At 33.2% G+C, this 21,351-nt stretch carries 18 protein-coding genes; 14 read left to right on the top strand and 4 right to left on the bottom strand.

From position 1 onward, the window contains the following. Nucleotides 1–142 precede the first annotated feature (142 nt). Genes ACVWNY_RS07230 through ACVWNY_RS07205 form a run of 6 tightly spaced genes read left to right on the top strand, consistent with a single transcriptional unit; the run spans nucleotide 143 to nucleotide 6,447 of the window. Complete coding sequence (locus ACVWNY_RS07230; RefSeq protein ID WP_218325151.1) at nucleotides 143–460, top strand: PTS cellobiose transporter subunit IIB; 318 nt, start codon at nucleotides 143–145, stop codon at nucleotides 458–460. A gap of 12 nt (nucleotides 461–472) precedes the next feature. After that, nucleotides 473–2,494: a BglG family transcription antiterminator gene (locus tag ACVWNY_RS07225; protein WP_218325152.1), complete on the top strand. Its 2,022-nt coding sequence runs from the start codon at nucleotides 473–475 to the stop codon at nucleotides 2,492–2,494. 10 nt (nucleotides 2,495–2,504) lie between these two features. Further along, nucleotides 2,505–2,825: a PTS cellobiose transporter subunit IIA gene (locus ACVWNY_RS07220; protein ID WP_218325153.1), complete on the top strand. Its 321-nt coding sequence runs from the start codon at nucleotides 2,505–2,507 to the stop codon at nucleotides 2,823–2,825. A 9-nt stretch (nucleotides 2,826–2,834) separates the two neighbouring features. Next, nucleotides 2,835–3,341: a hypothetical protein gene (locus tag ACVWNY_RS07215; protein ID WP_454071201.1), complete on the top strand. Its 507-nt coding sequence runs from the start codon at nucleotides 2,835–2,837 to the stop codon at nucleotides 3,339–3,341. 18 nt (nucleotides 3,342–3,359) lie between these two features. Continuing rightward, complete coding sequence (gene celB, locus ACVWNY_RS07210; RefSeq protein ID WP_454071200.1) at nucleotides 3,360–4,703, top strand: PTS cellobiose transporter subunit IIC; 1,344 nt, start codon at nucleotides 3,360–3,362, stop codon at nucleotides 4,701–4,703. A 58-nt stretch (nucleotides 4,704–4,761) separates the two neighbouring features. Continuing rightward, nucleotides 4,762–6,447, top strand: a complete 1,686-nt coding sequence (locus ACVWNY_RS07205) for an adhesive domain-containing protein (RefSeq protein ID WP_454071199.1) — start codon at nucleotides 4,762–4,764, stop codon at nucleotides 6,445–6,447. A 618-nt stretch (nucleotides 6,448–7,065) separates the two neighbouring features. Here the strand turns inward: ACVWNY_RS07205 and ACVWNY_RS07200 are convergent. Then, the gene (locus ACVWNY_RS07200; protein WP_454071198.1) at nucleotides 7,066–8,226 is read right to left on the bottom strand and encodes an ROK family transcriptional regulator; all 1,161 of its coding nucleotides are present in this window, start codon (nucleotides 8,224–8,226) and stop codon (nucleotides 7,066–7,068) included. Between the two features lie 158 nt (nucleotides 8,227–8,384). On the opposite strand from ACVWNY_RS07200, the gene xylA reads away from it, so the two are divergent. From xylA to ACVWNY_RS07160, 8 genes are all read left to right on the top strand, one after another. After that, the gene (gene xylA / locus ACVWNY_RS07195) at nucleotides 8,385–9,692 is read left to right on the top strand and encodes a xylose isomerase (RefSeq protein ID WP_454071197.1); all 1,308 of its coding nucleotides are present in this window, start codon (nucleotides 8,385–8,387) and stop codon (nucleotides 9,690–9,692) included. Between the two features lie 8 nt (nucleotides 9,693–9,700). Next, nucleotides 9,701–11,182 (top strand): xylulokinase, encoded by a 1,482-nt coding sequence (gene xylB / locus ACVWNY_RS07190; protein ID WP_454071196.1) that lies wholly within the window; start codon nucleotides 9,701–9,703, stop codon nucleotides 11,180–11,182. 20 nt (nucleotides 11,183–11,202) lie between these two features. After that, a complete protein-coding gene (locus ACVWNY_RS07185) occupies nucleotides 11,203–13,272 on the top strand; it encodes a glycoside hydrolase family 31 protein (RefSeq protein ID WP_454071195.1) in 2,070 nt (689 codons plus the stop codon). Further along, nucleotides 13,272–14,051 carry a PTS mannose/fructose/sorbose/N-acetylgalactosamine transporter subunit IIC gene (locus ACVWNY_RS07180; RefSeq protein WP_218325161.1) on the top strand — a complete coding sequence of 260 codons (780 nt, stop codon included), beginning with the start codon at nucleotides 13,272–13,274 and terminating at the stop codon, nucleotides 14,049–14,051. The genes ACVWNY_RS07185 and ACVWNY_RS07180 overlap by 1 nt, the downstream gene beginning before the upstream one ends. Beyond that, the gene (locus tag ACVWNY_RS07175; protein WP_218325162.1) at nucleotides 14,038–14,844 is read left to right on the top strand and encodes a PTS system mannose/fructose/sorbose family transporter subunit IID; all 807 of its coding nucleotides are present in this window, start codon (nucleotides 14,038–14,040) and stop codon (nucleotides 14,842–14,844) included. Before ACVWNY_RS07180 ends, ACVWNY_RS07175 begins: the two co-directional genes overlap by 14 nt. Before the next feature lie 16 nt (nucleotides 14,845–14,860). Beyond that, nucleotides 14,861–15,343, top strand: coding sequence for a PTS sugar transporter subunit IIB (locus ACVWNY_RS07170; RefSeq protein ID WP_454071194.1), 483 nt, complete (start codon nucleotides 14,861–14,863; stop codon nucleotides 15,341–15,343). Between the two features lie 8 nt (nucleotides 15,344–15,351). After that, on the top strand, nucleotides 15,352–15,756 hold the full coding sequence (locus ACVWNY_RS07165) for a PTS sugar transporter subunit IIA (RefSeq protein WP_454071193.1): 405 nt from the start codon (nucleotides 15,352–15,354) through the stop codon (nucleotides 15,754–15,756). A gap of 750 nt (nucleotides 15,757–16,506) precedes the next feature. Next, nucleotides 16,507–18,171, top strand: coding sequence for a malolactic enzyme (locus ACVWNY_RS07160; RefSeq protein WP_454071192.1), 1,665 nt, complete (start codon nucleotides 16,507–16,509; stop codon nucleotides 18,169–18,171). Between the two features lie 57 nt (nucleotides 18,172–18,228). Here ACVWNY_RS07160 and ACVWNY_RS07155 read toward each other — a convergent pair whose 3' ends face one another. From ACVWNY_RS07155 to ACVWNY_RS07145, 3 genes are all read right to left on the bottom strand, one after another. After that, nucleotides 18,229–18,522, bottom strand: coding sequence for a hypothetical protein (locus ACVWNY_RS07155; protein WP_454071191.1), 294 nt, complete (start codon nucleotides 18,520–18,522; stop codon nucleotides 18,229–18,231). A 148-nt stretch (nucleotides 18,523–18,670) separates the two neighbouring features. Next, complete coding sequence (locus ACVWNY_RS07150) at nucleotides 18,671–20,563, bottom strand: SSURE domain-containing protein (protein ID WP_218325167.1); 1,893 nt, start codon at nucleotides 20,561–20,563, stop codon at nucleotides 18,671–18,673. 416 nt (nucleotides 20,564–20,979) lie between these two features. Next, nucleotides 20,980–21,327 (bottom strand): ribonuclease G, encoded by a 348-nt coding sequence (locus ACVWNY_RS07145; protein ID WP_218325168.1) that lies wholly within the window; start codon nucleotides 21,325–21,327, stop codon nucleotides 20,980–20,982. Nucleotides 21,328–21,351: the final 24 nt, after the last annotated feature.

Below are 21,351 nucleotides of genomic sequence, written 5' to 3'. Positions count from 1 at the left end.
AATGCGGTAATAGTCTATATTCATTTATTATCTTTTATAATATATAATCAAATCATAAATATATGATTTATGCATAAGTTAGTCTTCGGATATATAGTTTATATTATTTTTTCAAATCATCAAAGAAGAAGGAGGTAGTTTTATGAAAAAAGCATTAATTATTTGTGCAGGAGGAATGTCTTCTTCTGTAATTGCAAAAAAGGTAACGAAAGAATTGAAAAATATGGGAAATGATATTGAAGTGACTGCAACATCCCAGTCTCAAGGAACAACAACAATTAATAAAGATGAATTTGAATTATATCTAGTAAGCCCGCAAACTAAAATGTTTTTTGCTAGTTTAGAAAAAGCGGCCAGTAAATACGGCAAACCTGCTATTAATATACCCCCGCAAGCATACATTCCTGTACCCACGGGGATACAAAAATTAGCTCAATTAATTACAGAGAATATTGAATAAGGATTGATTACTATGTTGAGTAAACGGGAATTTCAAATTTTAAAATTGCTTGTAGAACAAATAGGTCATTACTTAACTAGTCAAGATATTGCATTATCTCTTGAAGTCTCTGGCCGCACAGTTCGAAAATACTTACATTTGTTGGAAGATACATTAAAAAAAGAACAAGTTGCAGAAATAAAAGCAAAACAAGGAAGTGGTTATAAAATAATTATTCGTGATAAAAAGAAATTCAGTAATTTCTGTTTACGGGAGATTGAACAAGAAGCAAAAGCACAGGTTTTAGGTAACGTATCCATAGCAAATGATAGACAATATTATATTTTGAATCGTTTGTTCTTTGAACAAAGTAATATCTATGTTGATGATATTGCTGAGGAATTATTTGTCTCTCGCTCAACAATTTCTAACGAATTAGCGGAAATAAAAAGATTGTTATCTCCTTATGATATTGAGTTGCAGAGTAAGAATAATCAAGGAATTTATATCGTTGGGCAAGAGAAAAACATACGTCATTTTATAATGAGTTTCTTTTTTATGGACCGCTTACAAGATAATATGTTTGCATTTTCTATTTACTCAAATTTATTACAAGGAATTAATATTGAGGGAATTGTAATGATTGTTTTGGACGAATGTCGTAAATCGGGGCTCAAGTTATCTGATTTTATTGTTTATAATTTGGTTTTACATATCGGTTTGGCGATAAAAAGAATTCATGATGGATTTGAAATTGATGTATCTTTGGAGTCTTATTTAGATTTTAACTCTATCGAATACAAAACAGCTCTTAAAATAATTTCTCGGATTGAAGAATCTGATCAAATACATTTTCCCAAACAAGAAGCAGAATTTATTACTATGCATTTAAAAAGTCGCGTGACAGGGCGATCTGCTCTTCACAAAGAATATTTTGATGAAGTTGAAATAAGAGAACAACTGTTAAGATCCTTAGTAGAAATTGATCAAATAGGCGCTTTTGACTTGACTAAAGATGAAATACTCATTGAAGGATTGATGGTTCATTTCTTACCATTACTGACACGTCTTCAGAATCAGATAAAAATAGAGAATCCTTTAACCAGTGAAATCAAAAGTCAATATGCAGATTTATTCACTCTCACTGTTAAACAGCTTTCACAAATGCCGATTTTTACAAAATATGAAATAACAGACAGTGAATGGGCGTATATAGTTATTCATGTCATTGCAGCAGTGGAGCGATTTTATAATCATAGAAAAGCCAGAGTCATAGTTATTTGTACGACAGGACTTGGGAGCGCACAACTGATTCGAAATCGCTTAGAGCGAGAATTCGGGAGTAAAATATCGATTGAAAAAGTTATTAGTTACTATGAAGTTGCTAATCAAGATTTATCTAAAATTGATTTAATTATTTCTTCAATTAATTTAGGAAATATCACACTTAATCGTCCTATTCTTGAAGTTAGTGTTTTCTTGAATAAGGAGGATATACAAAAAATCAACCAGGCATTAGCTGATTTAAAAATTATGGAGCAGAAAACGGCAATCACTAATGTTATCCAAGAAGATATTTCAGAGAAAATTGTTCTGTTGAAAAAATGTTTTAAGCCAGAATTATTCTATTGCTTAACAGGAAAACCAGATAAAGAACAAGTTTTATCGAAATTAGTTCATGGTATTGAATCAATCGAAAATAGATCAATTGCTGAAATATTTTTCAAACAAATAAAATTGCGAGAATCGTATAGTTCGGTAGTATTTTCAAATTATTTGGCTGTTCCTCACCCGATTGAAGCTGTCACTAATAAAGCCTATGTAGCAGTTGCTGTTGTTCCTGAAGGTGTGATTTGGGATGGGAAATATGATGGAATTCAGCTGGTCTTTCTGCTGTCACCAGATAAGTTGCAGCAATTTGAGATAGAAAAGGTGAGTCAGCTTTTGATTTTGATTATGGAAGATGACCAACTGCGAAAGCAATTAAGTCAATGTGAAAGTTTTGAGAGTTTCATCGATACGTTTATTAGAGGAATAGAAAAATCTAATAATTAAGGGGAAAAAAATGGACAATGAAAAATTACAAGAAATTGCCTTTAAAATCATTTTAAGCAGTGGAGATGCAAGAACGCTAATACACGAAGCATTTAAAGCAATGCGAGAAAAAAATTTTAAGATGGCTCATCAATATATTGATGACGTGAACGAGGCTTTAATTGAGGCTCACAAGGTTCAAACGAGTCTCTTACAAAAATATGCAGAAGGTAAAAAAATTGAATTAGAAATAATTATGGTACACGCTCAAGATCATTTAATGACTACAATGACGTTAAAAGAGGTAGCGATAGAAATGTTATACCTTTACAAAGAAGTAGCGGAGAAATGAGGTGTGACGATGGAGGAGCAAAAAATTCAATATCAAAAGAAAAAAATGATGCTTAAGAATTTTAGATTTAATCGTTTTTTACTTTTGAGATATGTTTTGGCACTGTTTTTCTTTTCAAATTTATATTGGGGATTAGCATTGTTTATGACCAATCGGGTGTATTCATTAGTACCTTTTGGATTGTTAATATTTTCAATATTAGCAATTGTTGAACACGTTAAATTATATGGCTTTATTTCAGATAAGTTACGCAATCAATTAGACAATCATTTACGATATCAAAAAATTCAACTATCGATTAATGTTATCCTGATTATTACACTGCCTTTAAAAAAAATTCAATCGCAATTATTTCCATTTATGAATAGCAGCTTTTCTGTGAAAATTACTTTATGGTTGGTTTTTTTTGTTGGGATCACGCTATCTGTGATTGTGATCCAAATGATAAATAAAATATATACCCAAAAAGATAAGTATTATAAATATATTCAAATTATTAAAAAAAATAATGTATAGAAGGAGTGTGAAATCATTATGGAAGATTCGAGTAATAAGTTTTTTAGTTTTTTTGAAAAAACTTTGATGGAACCAATGGGGAAATTGGCACAATTCAAAATTGTTCGAGCTATCATGGGTGCCGGATTAAGTGCAATTCCTTTTACAATTGTTGGGTCAATGTTTTTGGTCTTTAATATTTTACCATTGACTTTTCCTTCTTTAGAAGGAATATTTAATGCAACATTTTTTAAAATCAGTGATTTATATATGCTAGCTAATAGTGCGACAATGGGCATATTAAGTTTGTACTTTTGTGTGGCTTTAGGCTATGAGTATACTAAAATTATTGCTGAAGAAGAAGAATTAAATATGACACCGATCAGTGGTGCCTTATTAGCGATGTTTGCTTTCTTTTTATCAATTCCACAACTGATAAATGACGGAGGACAAATTACTCGCTTAACGAATATAGATGATTTGATTATCAATGGTTGGGCGATGGGGAATGATGGTGTTACTCGATTAGGTACTATTGGTATTTTCACGGGAATTGTCATGGCTGTTATTGCTGTTCAATTGTATCGATTATGTGTGACGAAGAACTGGGTAATTAAAATGCCAGATTCAGTTCCAGAAGGTGTTACTCGTGCCTTCACGGCGCTAATTCCAGCTTTTGTAGTAGCTTTTGTTGTTTTAATAATTATTGGGATTTTAACTGTTTTTAATACAGATATCTTCCAAATGATAGCGATACCATTTAGTTTTGTAACAAAATTAACTAATAGTTGGTTAGGTATAATTGCTATTTATTTTTTAGTCCACGCATTATGGTTAGTAGGAATTCATGGGGCTAATATAATTTTCCCGTTAATTTCACCAATTCTTTTAAGTAACTTATCGGCTAATACAGAAGGAGCACATATTCCACTAGCTGGAGAATTTAACAACGCTTTTGTAACTATAGGAGGATCAGGTGCAACCCTCGGTTTATGTTTATTTTTGGTATATATGGCAAAGTCTGAACAACTAAAAGTTTTAGGGAAAGCCTCACTAGTTCCTGTGTTTTTCAATATTAATGAGCCTTTGATTTTTGGTATTCCATTAATCTATAATCCGTATTTAGCTATTCCATTTTTCTTAGCACCCATGGCATCCGCTAGCATTGGATATTTTGCTATAAAATTTGAAATGATTCAACCAATTATTGCAAACATGCCTTGGCCATCCCCTGTTGGTATTGGTGCATTTATTAGTACTGGAGGAGATTGGAAAGCTGCTGTTGTAGCGCTCATTTGTGCATTAGTTGCATTTTTGATTTATTTACCTTTTGCCCGTTTCTATGATCAAAAATTAGTGAAACAAGAAAAAAGAGAAATGTAATGTAAATCGATATTATTCAACACAATGAATAATATTATTATGAATAGGAATGAAAAATATGAATAGAAAACTAAAAAGAATTATTGTTGCCTCACTTTTTACAGGAATATTGGTGGGAACGGAAACAACAAATTTTTTGACTATTAATCAAGAGACGGCTCAAGCCGCAGTTATTGGTGGCAATATCAATGAAAAAACAATATTAACTACTGATTTTCAGCAGATTAAAAATATTGGTGCAAATTATGGACAATTCGTAGTAGAAAATTCAGCACTTGCAGAGTTTCAATTATTATTGAAAGGAAATAAAACGGCAGCTATTAAGATTCCTGATGAATTAAAAGGATATGTTTCACTAACAGCTGATGCACAAGTGACAGTTCAAATGGGACTCGATTTATCAGAAAATGTAAAATTGATAAAGGATCTGCTGACTGAGTCAAATAAGGCATTAGTGACTTTATCACAACTAATTGATGATCAATCTTTACTTGGATTTAGCATTAATGCAGAGGAGGTTTATACAGCATTAGATGCTGTAAATCAGTTAGTGAATGTAGATTTGGTCCAATCTTCTTCAAAAGTTGTAATCAGTGATGATGGAGCAGTTCTGAATGCAGAGTTCAATGAAGCAACAGTAAAATTGTTAGCTACTAAAGTTTATGAAATTGTTTCCCACTTGAAGTCGGCAATTAGTACTTTTGAAATGCAGGGGGCATCTAGACCTGTGTTAGTTCCTGTAATAAATATTGCACTATTACCTGTAAAAATGATTGTAAATGCTTATTTGGATCAATTTCCTAATCAGATAAATATGGTGCCTGAATTTGTGAAATTGCTAGGTGATGCGGCAATTTTAAAATCTTCTAAAATAATTTTCCCTGTAAGTTTAAATCTCGACAAAAATTGGTTTAAAAATAATGCACCAAATGGACTTGTAACTGAAGTCTTTGCCTCAATAGATGAATCTAATCTAATTTCAATCAATCTTTTTGAGAAGCAGGGAAATAATATCATACCACTAGTTTTTTCTGATATTATTGCTCCAAACGTTCCAATTGTTAGTAATATTAATGCTGAAAAAGATGGATTTTCTTTTGACATAACTGCTGAATCAGGTTCTATTATTACTGTCTACAATAACGAAGATACGATACTTACAAGTTCAAATTCTGTCCCGGGAACAGCGGATGGTAAAACTGCAGGAAAAATTTCCTTGGATGTAAAAGCAGATCCCGGAAGTAAATTGGTTGTGAAAGCAACAGATAAATCAGGAAATGAAAGTATGCCGTTAGAATTTTATTTACCAACTAAATCTGATAAAAATATTCCTTTATATCGTGCATATAATCCAAACTCAGGGGAGCATCTATATACAAAAGATAAAACTGAGTTAAACGATTTAATATCGAATGGTTGGATGGATGAAGATATCGCATGGATAACACCTTCTGAAGGTGTTATTGTGTATCGTTCATATAACCCAAATTCAGGAGAGCACTTTTACACAAAAGATTTAGATGAATTTGAGAGAATTATAGAACAAGGTTGGGAAAATGAAGGGATTGGTTTTTATTCAAACATTGACAAAGACCAAAATAATTCTATTTATCGAGTATTTAATCCTAATGCTAGTGGTCCTGGATCACATCACTTTACTAGTTCTATAGAAGAGAGGAACAATCTTATACTAAGGGGGTGGACTGACGAAAAAGAAGCGTTTTATAGTATTATCGAAAATTAATTTTCAGTTATTATTATAAAAAGTAGATATAAATAATTATATTTATAAATTAATGTGTTTCAATGGAGTTAATGGTGATAATGATAGATCAATATATTTTTAAATGAAAAATATTACTTCCCTTAATTTTTAGATCAGTGTTAATCCAAAAATTTTTTTGGATAAAAGTTGATTTTAGCAACGAGTCAAATTCTACCTTTGTAATTCTTTAAAATATGATTGAATCATTTATTATTGATTAACTTTTGAGAATAAATTCTAGCAATTAATTTTGTTAGAGGAGGCTGTAGACAAATTTTTGTCTGCAGCCTTTTCATTTATTGGTCCTAAAAAGCCGAGTTTCGTATGGACTTTGCTTAAAATAAAAAAACATATGCTGTGCAGGTAGAAACCATTGGTTATACAAAAAATATCATTCTTACAACTCAAATATTATACGACATACAAAATGGATGAGTGAATATCACATTATTTTTACTTCAAGATTAGACCGAAAATAATTTACAATTAATTGAGAAAAAAACTAAAATAATAAAAAAGATATATCCCAATTTTACACAAATGCTCATGATCTGAAGAATTGATATAAGTGTCGTTTTTAAATAATTTAAAAATTTGTTATTCTAATTCAATTAGTTTCAATTCTTCAATATTTAAAAAATGTTGTGCCGCGTATGCAACACCACCGTAAAGAACGGGATTCCATTCGATGGGGCTATTTATTATTTTGATATTCTTAGAAAATCGATTGGTTAAGTGTTCGTTGATCAAAGTAATCATATCCGGAATCTTTTTGGTTAAAGCACTATTGAAGATTACCAACTGCGGGGCGTACATCATTATCACATTATTTACTCCTACAGCTAAAAGAGAGGCATACTTTTGAACAAGAAGTCTAACTTCCTCGTCATTACTATCATATAAATCTTTCATGATTTCAGAATTTACTATGTCTAGATTTTTAATTTCCTTCGTTTCATCATAAATCTTTTTTGTTGAACAGTATTGATCAAAACAACCTCGGTTTCCACATGGACACTGACGCCCCTCGGGAAATAAAATCATGTGCCCAATTTCTCCGGCATTCCCATTATTACCAACCTCTAAGCGACCTCTTTTAACAATTCCAGCACCAATTCCTCTATGTAAGCTAATTGAAATTAAACTTTCAAAGTCAGATGAAAAAGTGTACTCTCCTAAAGCTGATAAATTTGCTTCATTCTCAATATAAATAGGAAATGAATACTTACTATTTAATATATCGTAAAGATCAATATTACTTAAATCATAGTAAGGAGTAAAAATAAGCTTGTTTTTAAAAACTTGGCCCTGTATACCGATAGTCATACCTACAATTCCGTGCGGTGTTTTAGGTAAATTTGCTTCAAATTGAACAACAATTTCATCGATAATTGTTTGTATATTTTCAGAAGTAACTAACAGATTTTTTCTCTGAACTCTACCAACTTCACTGCCATCTACATAAGTTAAGATAGCATCCACATAATTAAAGCCTAAATCTATAGCAATTAATAAAGCAGACTTTTTGTTAAAAGTAAGAAGAATGGGTTTTCTGCCACCTAAAATGGAGGCTTCTCCCGTACCTACTTCATGAATGAGATGTTCATCAATTAGTTTTTTTGTGATAGAAGAAACAGATGCCTTATTTAACGCTGAAATTTCAGATAGACTTGCGCGAGAAATTTTTTTGTTTTTTATAATGTAATTTAAAATGTTAGCTTCATTCTGTTCTCGAATCGTATATTTACTGGATATCATTTTAAATAAACTCCTTTATTTTCGATAATTCTATTATACTTTTTTTGAAAGCGGTTGACATTTATTTTTAAATGTTTTATAGTTTCCTTGTAAGTTAGTTTATCGTACTAACTAACTAAAATCAAGTACATCAACTATGAGAAATTGGAGGTAGCAAGATGAGTTTTTTCCCAAATGTAAAACAAGTGCAATATGAAGGTGTAAATAGTAAAAATAAGTACGCATTTCGCCATTACAATCCCGATGAAATTATTTTAGGGAAAACAATGAAAGCGCATTTAAGATTTGCTGTAGCTTATTGGCATACTATGACACAGGATGGATCAGATCCTTTTGGTGATGCAATTAACATACGTGACTGGCAAGCAGATTCACCTATGGAAGTTGCCAAGAAGAGAGTAGATGCTTTTTTTGAAATTTTAGAAAAATTAGATGTTGACTATTTCTGTTTTCATGATGTCGATATTGCACCTCAAGGAGATTCTTTAGAGGAATTTTTCCAGAATGTTGATACAATTACGGATTTAATTAAAGAGAAAATGGATCAAACTGGAAAAAAACTTTTATGGAATACCGCTAATATGTTTTCGCATCCACACTTTACGAACGGTGCTGGCTCAACTAACAATGCCGAAGTTTATGCAATCGCGGCAGCGCAAGTAAAAAAAGGAATTGATATAAGTAAAAAACTTAATGGAGCAAACTATGTATTCTGGGGTGGCAGAGAAGGTTACGAGTCATTACTTAATACAGATATGAAGTTTGAGCAAGAGAATATCGCACGACTATTCAAAATGTCAGTTGCCTATGGGGAAAAAATTGGATATAAACCACAGTTTTTAATTGAGCCAAAACCAAAAGAGCCTTCAAAACATCAATATGATTTTGATGCTGCTACAACGATGGCTTTCATTCAAAAATATCATTTAGAAAATGATTTTAAGTTAAATCTTGAAGCCAACCACGCAACGTTAGCAGGACATACCTTTGAGCATGAGTTAAATGTTGCACGGGTGTATGAGGCGCTGGGTTCGATTGATGCAAATCAAGGAGATTTGCTACTAGGCTGGGATACAGATGAATTTCCGACTAATATTTATGACACGACATTAACGATGTATGAGTTATTAGAAAACGGTGGAATTGCACCTGGCGGTATTAACTTTGATGCAAAAGTAAGACGTTCATCATTTGAAATGGAAGATTTATTATTAGCTCATATAGCTGGTATGGACACATATGCTAGAGGACTAAAAGCCGCTGCTAGACTAAAATCAGATGGCTTCTTTAATCAATTGAAGGCAGAACGCTATCAAAGCTTCAAATCAGATTTAGGAAAAAGTATTTTGGCAGACAAGGAGAGTCTAGACAGTCTAGCGGAATATGCAATGAAACACGATACGGTCAACTTAGAGTCAGGTCATCTTGAATATGTGAAGTCATTATTAAATGACTATTTAGTATAGGTGAAATTATGGAGTATGTTTTAGGAATAGATTTAGGAACCAGCAGTTTAAAAGGAATTGTAATGAATCAGGAGGGTAGTGTTGAAGAGACAGCCTCGACAAACTATGTCACATTTCATCCGCAATCTGGTTTTAGCGAACAAGACCCCAAAGTTTGGATAGAAGCTTTCCATGAAGTTTTAACGGAATTGTTGGCAAAGAAACCGGCTCTAAAGGAAAATCTTGTTGGTATAAGTTTTTCGGGACAAATGCATAGTTTAGTCGTACTAGATGAACAGAATCAGGTACTAAGAAATGCTATCTTGTGGAATGATGTCCGTACGACAGAACAAACACAAAAAATTACTGAATATTTTGGTGATGAGCTATTAAAAATCACTAAAAATATTGCTTTAGAAGGATTTACATTACCCAAAATACTTTGGATTCAGGAACATGAACCAGATGTTTGGCTAAAAGTCAGACATTTATTGTTACCGAAGGACTATTTAAATTATCACCTTACTGACAAAATGACGACAGATTATTCTGATGCAGCGGGAACATTATTGTTAGATATGCAAAAAAAAGAATGGTCTACAGAAATACTAAAAGAATTTAATATTCCAAGGGAGTACTTACCAGATTTAAAAGAGTCTAATGATCAAACTGGAATACTTAACCATGAGATAAAACAAAAATATGGATTTGAAAGAGAAATAAAGGTATTTGCCGGAGGTGCTGACAATGCATGTGGTGCCGCTGCCTCAGGAATTTTTGACGAAGAAATGGCCATGTTAAGTATTGGAACTTCTGGGGTATTCTTATCGTTTGAAAAAAATGTTACTTCAGATTACAACGGCAAACTACATTTATTTAGTCATGTATTTAAAAATGGGTATTATTCGATGGGTGTCACTTTGGCAGCAGGAGATAGTTTAAGTTGGTATAAAAATACTTTTGCAATAGACAGTACTTTTGATGAGTTAATTAGTGAAATTCCAACAAGTTCTGAAGGATTATATTTTACTCCTTATATTTCTGGAGAACGTACACCCTATGCTGATAGTAAGATTCGTGGGAGCTTTATTGGGATAGATACTAGGCACCAAAGAGGGCATTTCACAAGAGCAGTATTGGAAGGAATTGTCTATTCATTAAAGGACATACAAGTATTAATGAGAAATGTTAGTAAGAAATCTTTCACTAAAATAGTATCTGTTGGTGGAGGAGCTAAAAGTTCCTCGTGGTTACAAATTCAAGCGGATATTTTAAATATCCCGATTGTCTGTTTGAAAACCGAGATGGGCCCTGGATTTGGTGCTGCAATGATAGCTGCAGTTGGTATAGGCTGGTACGACAGTATTATCGATTGCGGAGAAAAAATAATTGAATATACAGAACCTATTTATCCAATTGAAGAAAATGTAAAGAGATATAAAAAATTATATTCTATTTATCAACAAATTTATCCGGCAACTCGTTCAATTTGTCATATGAGTAGAAATTAGTAGCAGGAAGAAGTGATGATGTGATTAGAGTAGAAAAGGACTATTTTGAGAGTCGATTTGATAATGAATTATTGATTGTGGAGGCATGGGGGAAAGATTCATTGAGAGTTCGCTCATTTGCTGATCAGAATGATTTTGAAGAAAATTTTGCTTTATTAGAAAAACCAGAAAGTAATATTAACGAAATTGAGATAAAACAGTCCGAGGATTCTGTTGAAATCGTAAATGGTAAAATTCGTGGGAAACTAGATCATCGAAATCGTTTAATTTTTTATAATGACAAAAACGAGATCTTATTGAAAGAATATATTCGCTTAAGGGCTGTTAAACATGATGATGGTGCGGAAGATGCGGGAACTGTTGAAGTAACATCAGATTTTAATTCAACTTTAAAATTAAGTTCTCGAGAATACAAAGCTAATCAGGGTGGGGACTTTAAAGTCACTACGAGATTTGAGTCTGAACCAAAGGAAAAAATATTTGGCATGGGTCAATACCAACACAGTTTTTTAGATCTGAAAAACACGATTTTAGAATTGGCTCAAAGAAACTCACAAATTTCTATTCCCTTTTATATTTCTAGTTTAGGATATGGATTTTTATGGAATAATCCTGGAATTGGTGAGGTTAATTTTGCAAAGAATTTAACCGAGTGGAAAATGTTTGGGACTCACTTTATTGATTATTGGATCACTTGTGGAGAAGAGCCAAAAGAAATTCTGCAAAAATACGCGAATGTTACTGGTAAAGCACCTAAAATGCCTAATCATTTATTAGGACTTTGGCAAAGTAAATTAAGATACCGAACACCAGATGAAGTATTGGAAGTTGTCAAGAAATATCAAGATAGGGGCATTCAGTTATCTTCAATCGCGATAGATTATTTCCATTGGCCAAAACAAGGAGAGTATCGTTTTGATTATGATTATTGGCCAGATCCTAGTGGTTTAGTAAAAGAATTAAAAGAGAATTATCATGTGGAACCCTTAATTTCGATTTGGCCTACTGTTCAAAATGATGCCGAGAACTACAATCATTATTTAGAAAATGGTTATTTGGTTCAAGTGAATCGTGGTGTCCGCATGACTATGCAAATACAAGGAAGCACAATTTTTGTCGATATGACAAACCCAGATGCGCGTGATTATATTGCCGGTTTAATCGAGCAAAATTATAAAAAATTTGGAATTAACTATTTTTGGTTAGATGTAGCTGAACCAGGTTACGCCGTTTATGATTTTGATAATTTTCGATATAAAAAAGGCACTGATTTACAGTGTGGGAATATGTATCCAATCGATTATTTGAAAATGATTAGTCAGGTGAATTCAAATCAAGATTCTCCTGTAACACTTGTTCGTGGAGGTTGGGCTGGTGCACAAAAATATGGTGCCTTACTATGGTCTGGAGATATTGACTCTAGTTTTGAAGCTTTTAAAAACCAGGTGAATACTGGACTAAATGTCGGGATGGCAGGAATTCCATGGTGGACAACCGATATCGGGGGATTTCATGGAGGAAATCCTAAAAATGAAGAATTTCGAGAATTACTGGTTCGTTGGTTTCAATATGCGACTTTCTCGCCAGTTTTACGAATGCATGGTGACCGCCTGCCTCATAGTAAACCACTTTCTGAAAGTGGTGGTGGGTCTATGGTTACAGGTGCACCCAATGAAATTTGGTCTTATGGATCTGAAGTAGAAGATATTTTGACGAAATATATTCATATGAGGGAGAAATTAAAACCATACATTGAGTTATTGATGACAGAAGCACACGAAACAGGTGATCCGTTAATGAGACCTTTGTTTTATGAATTTCCAAGTGATGAAAGGTCATGGGAAGCAGAAGATACTTATTTATTTGGGCCTGATATTTTAGTATCTCCAATAATGAAATATGAACAAAGAACTGCAAAAGTTTATTTACCAAAAGGTATAGAATGGATTAATTTGTGGTCAAACGAAATATATGAGGGAGGGTCAGAAATAGAAATGACCGCAAACCTCGAGGAAATACCATTGTTTTTAAGGGCTGACAAAAGTGAACAGTTTACAGAATTAATTAAGTTTGCAAGGGAGGAAGAATAATGGAAGCGAATTTTTTTCAGATAGTTTTAATTGTTTTATATGGTTTTTTTATTAATTTTGAAAAGAACTCTACAATGTTTGGCACTTATCAACCAGTAACAGCAGGTTTTATTACTGGTTTAATTTTAGGGGATGTAACAACAGGTCTTTATATTGGCGGAACCTTACAATTACTTTCATTAGGAATTAGTAACTTTGGTGGAGCATCAATTCCAGATTATCAAACAGCCAGTATTGTAGCAACATTTATTACAATCACTACTGGACAAGAAGCATCTGTAGGTATTTCTATCGGAATTCCAGTAGCTTTGTTAATGGTTCAATTAGATGTTATTAGAAACACAATTGGAATTTGGTTGGTTCACCGCGCTGAAAATGGTGCAAAAAATGGTGACTATAGTTACATCACAAAAATGCAAATGCTAGGAGTTTTTTTAACAGCGGCAACAACCGGGATTCCTGTAGCATTGGCGGTTATTTTTGGTCCTTCATTAATTAATACCATTTTAAATTACACACCAGAATGGTTAACTACAGGGTTAAGTGTTGCAGGCGGTTTATTACCAGCTGTCGGGATAGGTTTGTTACTAAGATATTTACCTGTGAAAGAATACTTTAGTTATTTAGTCATTGGTTTTGTATTAGCTGTTTATATGAACGTTCCTTTATTAGGTGTAGCATTAGTTGGCGGTGCAGTAGCTTTGATTATTTATAAAAAAAATAGTGCTAATGCTGAGCTTGCAACTTCTGCAGTAGGAGGTATGGATGAAGATGAATAATATTTCAAATGTAGATGAGAAGACAAAAAAAAGTGTATTATGGCGTTGGTTTTTTACAAGTTCAGTTTCATCAAACTATGAAAAAATGCAAGCATTAGCATATTGTTACGCTGTGTTGCCTTTTTTGAAACAAGCATATAAAGATAAACCAGAAGCTTTGCAAAATGCTGTATTAAATCATTTGCAGTTTTTTAATACAAATCCCTGGGTTGCCCCTTATATTTTGGGAATTAATGTGGCAATGGAAGAAAACGCTGACGAAAATACCGAGGAAGCCGTGACTTCAATTAAAACTGGTTTGATGGGTCCTGTCGCAGGGTTAGGAGATAGCCTATTTGTAGTTATTCCTTGGACAATTTTTGGTGCGATTGCTGCAAATATGGCTCTTGACGGAAGCCCTGTAGGTATATTCTTATGGATTGCAGTAAGTATTGCTTTGAAAATGTTAAGTATACCATTGTTTAATGCAGGATACACTTCCGGTACAAAATTGATTTCGACAATTGAAAAAAGCTTGAAACGTTTAACTGAAAGTACATCTATTTTAGGATTAATGGTAGTGGGTGCTTTAATTCCTTCTGTGGTGAAAGCAAATATTGCTTTAAACTTTAAGCAAGGTGACTTCACAATGAAAGGGCAAGAAATTTTAGATCAAATTATGCCTGGATTAGTTCCAGCATTATTAGTTGGTATTGTTTTTTGGGCGTTGAAAAAAAATGTAAAACCAATTTATTTAATACTAGGTGTGATGGTAGTAGCAGTTATTTTGGCAGCTTTGGGTATTTTAGAATAGAAAGGACTTGTGTAGTTTGGAAATGAAGGGAATTAATAATATTCGTATAGATGATCGTTTAATTCATGGGCAAGTTGCAACTATGTGGAGTAATAAATTGGGTGTAACTAGAATTATGGTGGTGAACAATGCAGTTGCCAATAATGATGTACAAAAAAAAGTATTAAGAATGGCTGTTCCGGCTGGAATTGCTTCGTCAATTATTACAAGTGAAACAGCACTAAAAAATATTACTGCTGATAAATATGAAGGACAGAATGTTTTGCTAATCGTTAAATCACCTATTGATTTATTACCATTTGAAGAAGCCGGTTTGGATTTGGGAGTTGTGAACGTAGGAAATATGTCAAATCGGAAAGATACAGAAGTATTGCGACCTAATATCAGTGTAACATCAGAGGAAAGAGCAGCCTTTGAAAAATTACTGTCGGATGGTGTTGAATTTACGACGATTATGACACCTGACGACAAAAAAACCTATTTGAAAGATATCTTGTAGGTATGCTTATGAATAAAAATATTATATTAATGAGTCACGGAAAAATGGCTGAAGAAACTTTAAATTCAGCAAAGATGATAGTCGGTGATATGTTAGATTATCCTGTAGTTTCAATGGCGTCACAAGATGGTATTGAGGGAACTATAGAAAAATTGAACCAAGCTCTAAAAAAATATGAACGAAGTACAGAAATTTTAGTCATTGTTGATTTACTTGGTGGAACTCCTGGTAATGCAGCTCTTTTGAAAGCACATGAAGATCCACGAATTAGTATATTGACAGGATTAAACTTAGCAATGCTTTTAGAAAGTATCTCTTTACCACCAGAAAATTTGGCTTATAATTTGAAAGAAATCGGACAAAATAGTATTCAAATTCCGTCAGATAATAAACTTAATGAAGACGATGAATAATGGATTTGAGATGTGATTAACTTTATAAAACTCCTATAATATGATTATGGACGAATCGTTCGTCAGGATCTATTAAAGGAGTTTTTTATTAAAACAAATGGAAAAAATATGAAATATTATGGATTAATAAATTTAACTAAGATTATTAAAGAAAAAGTACTAGTATTTGGAAAAAATCATAGAAAGAACTAGACACTCTAATCTTGTTTCTATTTTCATAATACATTTTTAGGAATCGTAACCGTTATTTTTTTAATGAGGGTGTTTTTTGAGAGTGTTACGAAAAAGTATCTGAAAATTCAATTGCAATTAGATAAAAAAGAGTCTTTAGAGCCTTAATTTCACCCAAAGTCATATGAAAATCACATCTCAGAAATCAGTTAGAATGCTGCTTATATTAAATTTGATTTATGTAAAATCAAAGGTGAAATCCTAATACTTCATCGCGATGGAAATCTTATGAGAATGACTACTCAAAGTAGATAAATCAAAGATTATAATTATAGTAATTTAAAGCACCAATTAAATTCGGGAGAATATCTGAGCCAGATTCAATTTCTTGGTTAGTTCAATAGTTGAAGACATGAGTATTGAATCTTTATTTTATCTTATTTTTCATGATCATTGAAACTCATATAAATCGATCTTATAACAAACAAGGATTTTGACTATAACATTATCAACCAACTATACTTCAATCACTGAGGGAGATAAGAAACTTAGCGTGATTGAAAATTAGGAGGAATAGATATGTTATACGGACAAAATTTATTAAACAATCCATTTTTGAATAAAGGAACTGCTTTTACAAAAGAAGAAAGAGCTAAATATGGAATAACTGGCATGTTACCAAGTACAGTTCAAACTTTAGAGCAACAATCTGTTCAAGCCTACGGACAATATTTGAGTAAAGCGACTGATTTAGAAAAAAGAATCTTTTTAATGAATGTATTTAATACAAATCGAACATTGTTTTATAAATTAATGGGACAACATTTAGTTGAATTTATGCCAGTGGTTTATGATCCAGTTGTTGCTGATGCAATTGAACAATATAATGAAATTTTCTTAAAACCGCAGGATGCAGTATTTCTTTCGATTGACGATCCTGAAAATATTCAAGCGAGCTTAAAAAATGCAGCTGCAGGTCGGGATATTCGTTTAATTGTGGTGACTGATGCAGAAGGTATTTTAGGTATGGGCGACTGGGGTGTTAATGGAGTTGATATTGCAATTGGGAAATTAATGGTTTACACAGCGGCAGCTGGTATCAATCCGGCACAAGTTTTACCAGTCTCAATTGACGCTGGTACGAACAATCAAGAGTTAATCGATAATCCATTGTATCTAGGCAATCGTCATGCAAGAGTGACTGGCGATAAGTATTATCAATTTATTGATCAATTTGTTAATGCGGCTGAAACATTATTTCCTGAATTATTATTGCACTGGGAAGATTTTGGTCGGGGAAATGCAGCAACTATTTTAGAAAAATACCAAGATAAAATCACTACGTTTAATGATGACATTCAAGGAACTGGGATTGTTGTTTTAGCTGGTGTGTTAGGTGGATTGAATATTTCAGGTGAAAAATTAGCTGATCAAAGAATCTTAACTTTTGGCGCAGGAACTGCTGGTGTGGGAATTGCCAATATTATTTTAGACGAAATGGTTCGGCAAGGAACACCGATTGAAGAAGCTCGTCAACACTTTTATCAAGTAGACAAACAAGGATTATTGTTTAAAGATACAGAAGGTTTGACTCCTGGACAAGTTCCATTTGCTAGAAATCGTGATGAATTTACTAATGCTGATGAATTAACCAATTTAGAGGCTGTAGTAAAATCAATTAAACCAACCATCATGATTGGTACATCTACACAACCTGGTGCATTTACCGAAACGATCATTAAAGAAATGGCTGCAAACACAGCGCGTCCAATCATTATGCCCTTATCAAATCCAACCAAATTAGCAGAAGCAAAAGCAGCTGATATTATTGAATGGACAGATGGTAAAGCATTAATTGGAACAGGAATTCCTGCAGGCGATGTTGAATATAAAGGAGTCACTTATCAAATAGGACAAGCCAATAATGCTTTAATGTATCCTGGTTTAGGTTTAGGACTAATTGCGTCAACTGCAACTCGTGTAAACGCAGAAATTATTTCTCAAGCCAGTCGTGCTTTAGGTGGAATCGTAGATGTAACCCAACCTGGAGCTGCTGTTTTACCACCTGTTGCAAAAATTACTGATTTTTCACAAATTATTGCAGAAGTCGTTACTAAATCTGTTGTAGAGCAAGGATTAAATCGCGAAGAAATTATTGATATTGAAGCAACAGTTAAAGCTGCTAAATGGTATCCAGAATATCAAGACTTAGAAACAAGCAAGGAAGCAAAATTAATTAAATAAAAAAAACAGTAAGTTGATCAATTTCAACTTACTGTTTTTGTATTTGATTGATGAACTTTATTTCATTTTTTCTACAAACCAATCAATAACTTTTTCTTCATAACTGGAGGTGGCTGCTTCTTTGTCAATAATAACTTTTCTCGTCTCAAAATTTATTTTAACAGCCAATTTACCCCAGATAAAAAGAGAAGTTTCATTTTTTGATTTTTTGATGCGATATTTTTCGATAATTGGTGAATTGGTGCTGCAACATCCATAATTTTTAGCTATTCGTCGACTTTTGATAACAGCTTCTCCATTTTTTTGTGCTTCTTCGTATAGTTGGTCTAATTCTTGATCGATTCCTAACATTGACTGTCAGCTCTTTTCTGAATGATTTCTACCACATAATTTTAACAGATTTTTGGCAATTCAGAAATTTATAGCGATTGAATGATTAGAAATTTATTGTTTACATAAAAAAGCCTCCAGTTCTCACTGAAGACTTTCGATTTAAAAATTATTTAACTCCGTAGAAGGCGATTCCTTCATCAATCCAGCCATTACTGTGGATGAAATCTTGTTCAGCGGCTGAAGCAGTGTATAAATGAGAGCCAGCGCCACGTGCATTTGGATTAAAGCTACGGTAAATAGGTGTACCTTCGTTTACATCAGAGTAGAAGGCAATACCTTCCTTAGCCCAACCTTCCTTAGCCACTGAATTATATTCTTTCTCATTCATCGTGTAGAAATGTTCACCAGAGTTAGGGTTGTATAGGCGATATACAGGTGTGCCAGTTTCAGCTGTTTGCCAAGCAGTACCTTCGTCGACCCAGCCAAGATTTACAATATAATCGAACTCAGCTTTGCTTCCAGTATAAAAATGTTCACCGGAATTAGGATTATATGCACGATATAAAGGAAGTCCTTGCATAACTGGAGCTTCTAAATTAATTGAGATATTTTTTTCGGCAATCAGATTGTTTTGATCAACCGCTCGACTTAGCGGATTTGTTGAACCATAAACTTTTATCGTTGCATTATATTCTCCTGGATTCGCTTTTAAAGCAGCTAATAGTTCTGCATCGGTTTTTCCGGCAGCAGCGCCATCTAAATCGACCTCATAAAAATACTTGTTACTTTCTAAAGTTTCAGTTGGTAACAAAGCAACATTTCCAGCAGTACCGTTATTAGACCAAGGGGCACCTTCGGAAGAACCCAAAATTAATCGCGTTAACATGCCATCTCCGCCAAAGTCTTCAAAAGGAATGATTTTGTTGACACCAGCTGTAAATGGGCCAGGGAAATTTGCACTAGAAAGATATTCGCCGGGAACTTTAACACTATCCTTTGTATTTTCAGCTACGGTATTTTGAATACTTTGATCAATATTTACAGTTGCCATTTTAGTTGCTACAATATCTGTTGTTCCAACAGTATAAACATTGATTGTTGCATTATATTGCCCAGGATTTTCTTGAAGTGCTTTAATTAATTCAGCCCCCATTAAACCTTCAGCAGCGCCATCAAGTGTGACCTGATAAGTATATTGATCAGCTTGGAAATCAGCAGCTGGTAGTAAAGCAGCATTTCCAGCAGTGCCATTATCAGACCAAGGAGCACTGTCTGAAGAATTCAATAGTAATCTAGTCAACATACCATCACCACCGAAGTCTTCAAATGGGATCGTTTCATTGACACCAGCAGTAAATGGTCCAGGGTTAACAGCATTTGTAATTGCACTGGTAGATACATCGATAGAGTCTTTTATATTAGTATCTAGTTGCTGTTGAAGATTATTGGTACCGATATTTAATGTAACATTTTTTGTAGCAACTTCGGTTGGATTACCTGTCTCAAATACTCTGACAGTTGCGTTATATGAAGTTGCTGTGCTAGTTTGTAGCGCTTGAATTAACGGTTCTCCTGTTAATCCTGCAGCTTCACCATCTAAATCTACTTGATAAGTATAAGTACCATTTTGTAGATCAGCGACAGGGGGTAATGCAGTATTCATGCCAGTACCATTGTTTGACCAAGGTGCACCATCTGAAGATTTCAGCAATAATCTAGTCAACATACCATCGCCACCAAATTCTTCAAAAGGAATTGATGAATTTACTCCAGCAAGGAAAGGACCAGTGCCGTTTGAATATGCACTGTCAATTATAGTTTTTGGAACATATAGAGAGTCTTTAATATTATTATCAATCGCTTGTTGTACATCACCAGTTTCAATAGCAGTCACTACGGGTGCTGTCTCAGCGTTAGCAGATGATGAACTGTGGATTACCGCGAAACCACTTGTACCTAATACAGCTAATGAAATTAGTGAAATAGCGATTCTTTTTTGTTTTGTCTTTGATAAAGCCCTTGTTTGCTTATTTAACAAATTATATTTTTTCCCACTCATTTTTATTCCTCCAATATTTTCTTGACTTGAACAAATGCTATAAATCATCAGAATAATTCTTTGATAAATTATTCAATATGGTCTTAGGAGATGTCATTAGATTTATCCCCCGGCTTTTATTCTGCAAATTCCCCCCTATATGCAGATGATATTAAACTGAAGGTACTCTCATAGATAGAAAAATGTTTGGAAGTATAAGAAAAGAGATTTTAATATCTGATATTTTTGTTATTTAATTTTTTGAAATCTTTTTTGTATTTGCTTTATATAGAGTGGGATTTAAATATAATGTAATTTTAAGCGAGGTGAATCAATCTTTAATTCAGATGGAAAAAAGTGATTGTTATAGATGAAATAGGTTGTGTTAGAAATTTTTTATGTAAAAAGACCAAGACAGAGATGTCTTGGTCAGAGTTTTAATAGTTATAATAACCATTAAAAAAACTCGAAATTAATGCTGCAAAAAATAAGAAATAAAGGATTACTCCAGCGATTGCTATAATGAATTGCACTAAGCCAGCACGATTCCATGTTTTTTGAACTGCCAAAAAGGTTTCGACATCTTGATAATTCCCTTTTTGCCAAGCCCATTCATTCCCTTTAAACCCACAAACAAAGATCCAAACAATATTAAAGAGTGGAATTAAACAAAGTAATGGTAAATATGTTTGATTTCCGATTCCCCAAAAGATGTTGTACATAAAGGCGCCCCAATTCCAGCCTTTAATTTCTCTTGGAACAATTTTTGTTGAAATTTCATCCATTTTTCATTCCTCCTTTTCTGAAAA

The organism is Enterococcus sp. JNUCC 77, from assembly GCF_054819945.1.
The sequence above is the reverse complement of the archived record's forward strand: the minus strand, read 5'-3'. Positions and strand labels throughout refer to the sequence as shown.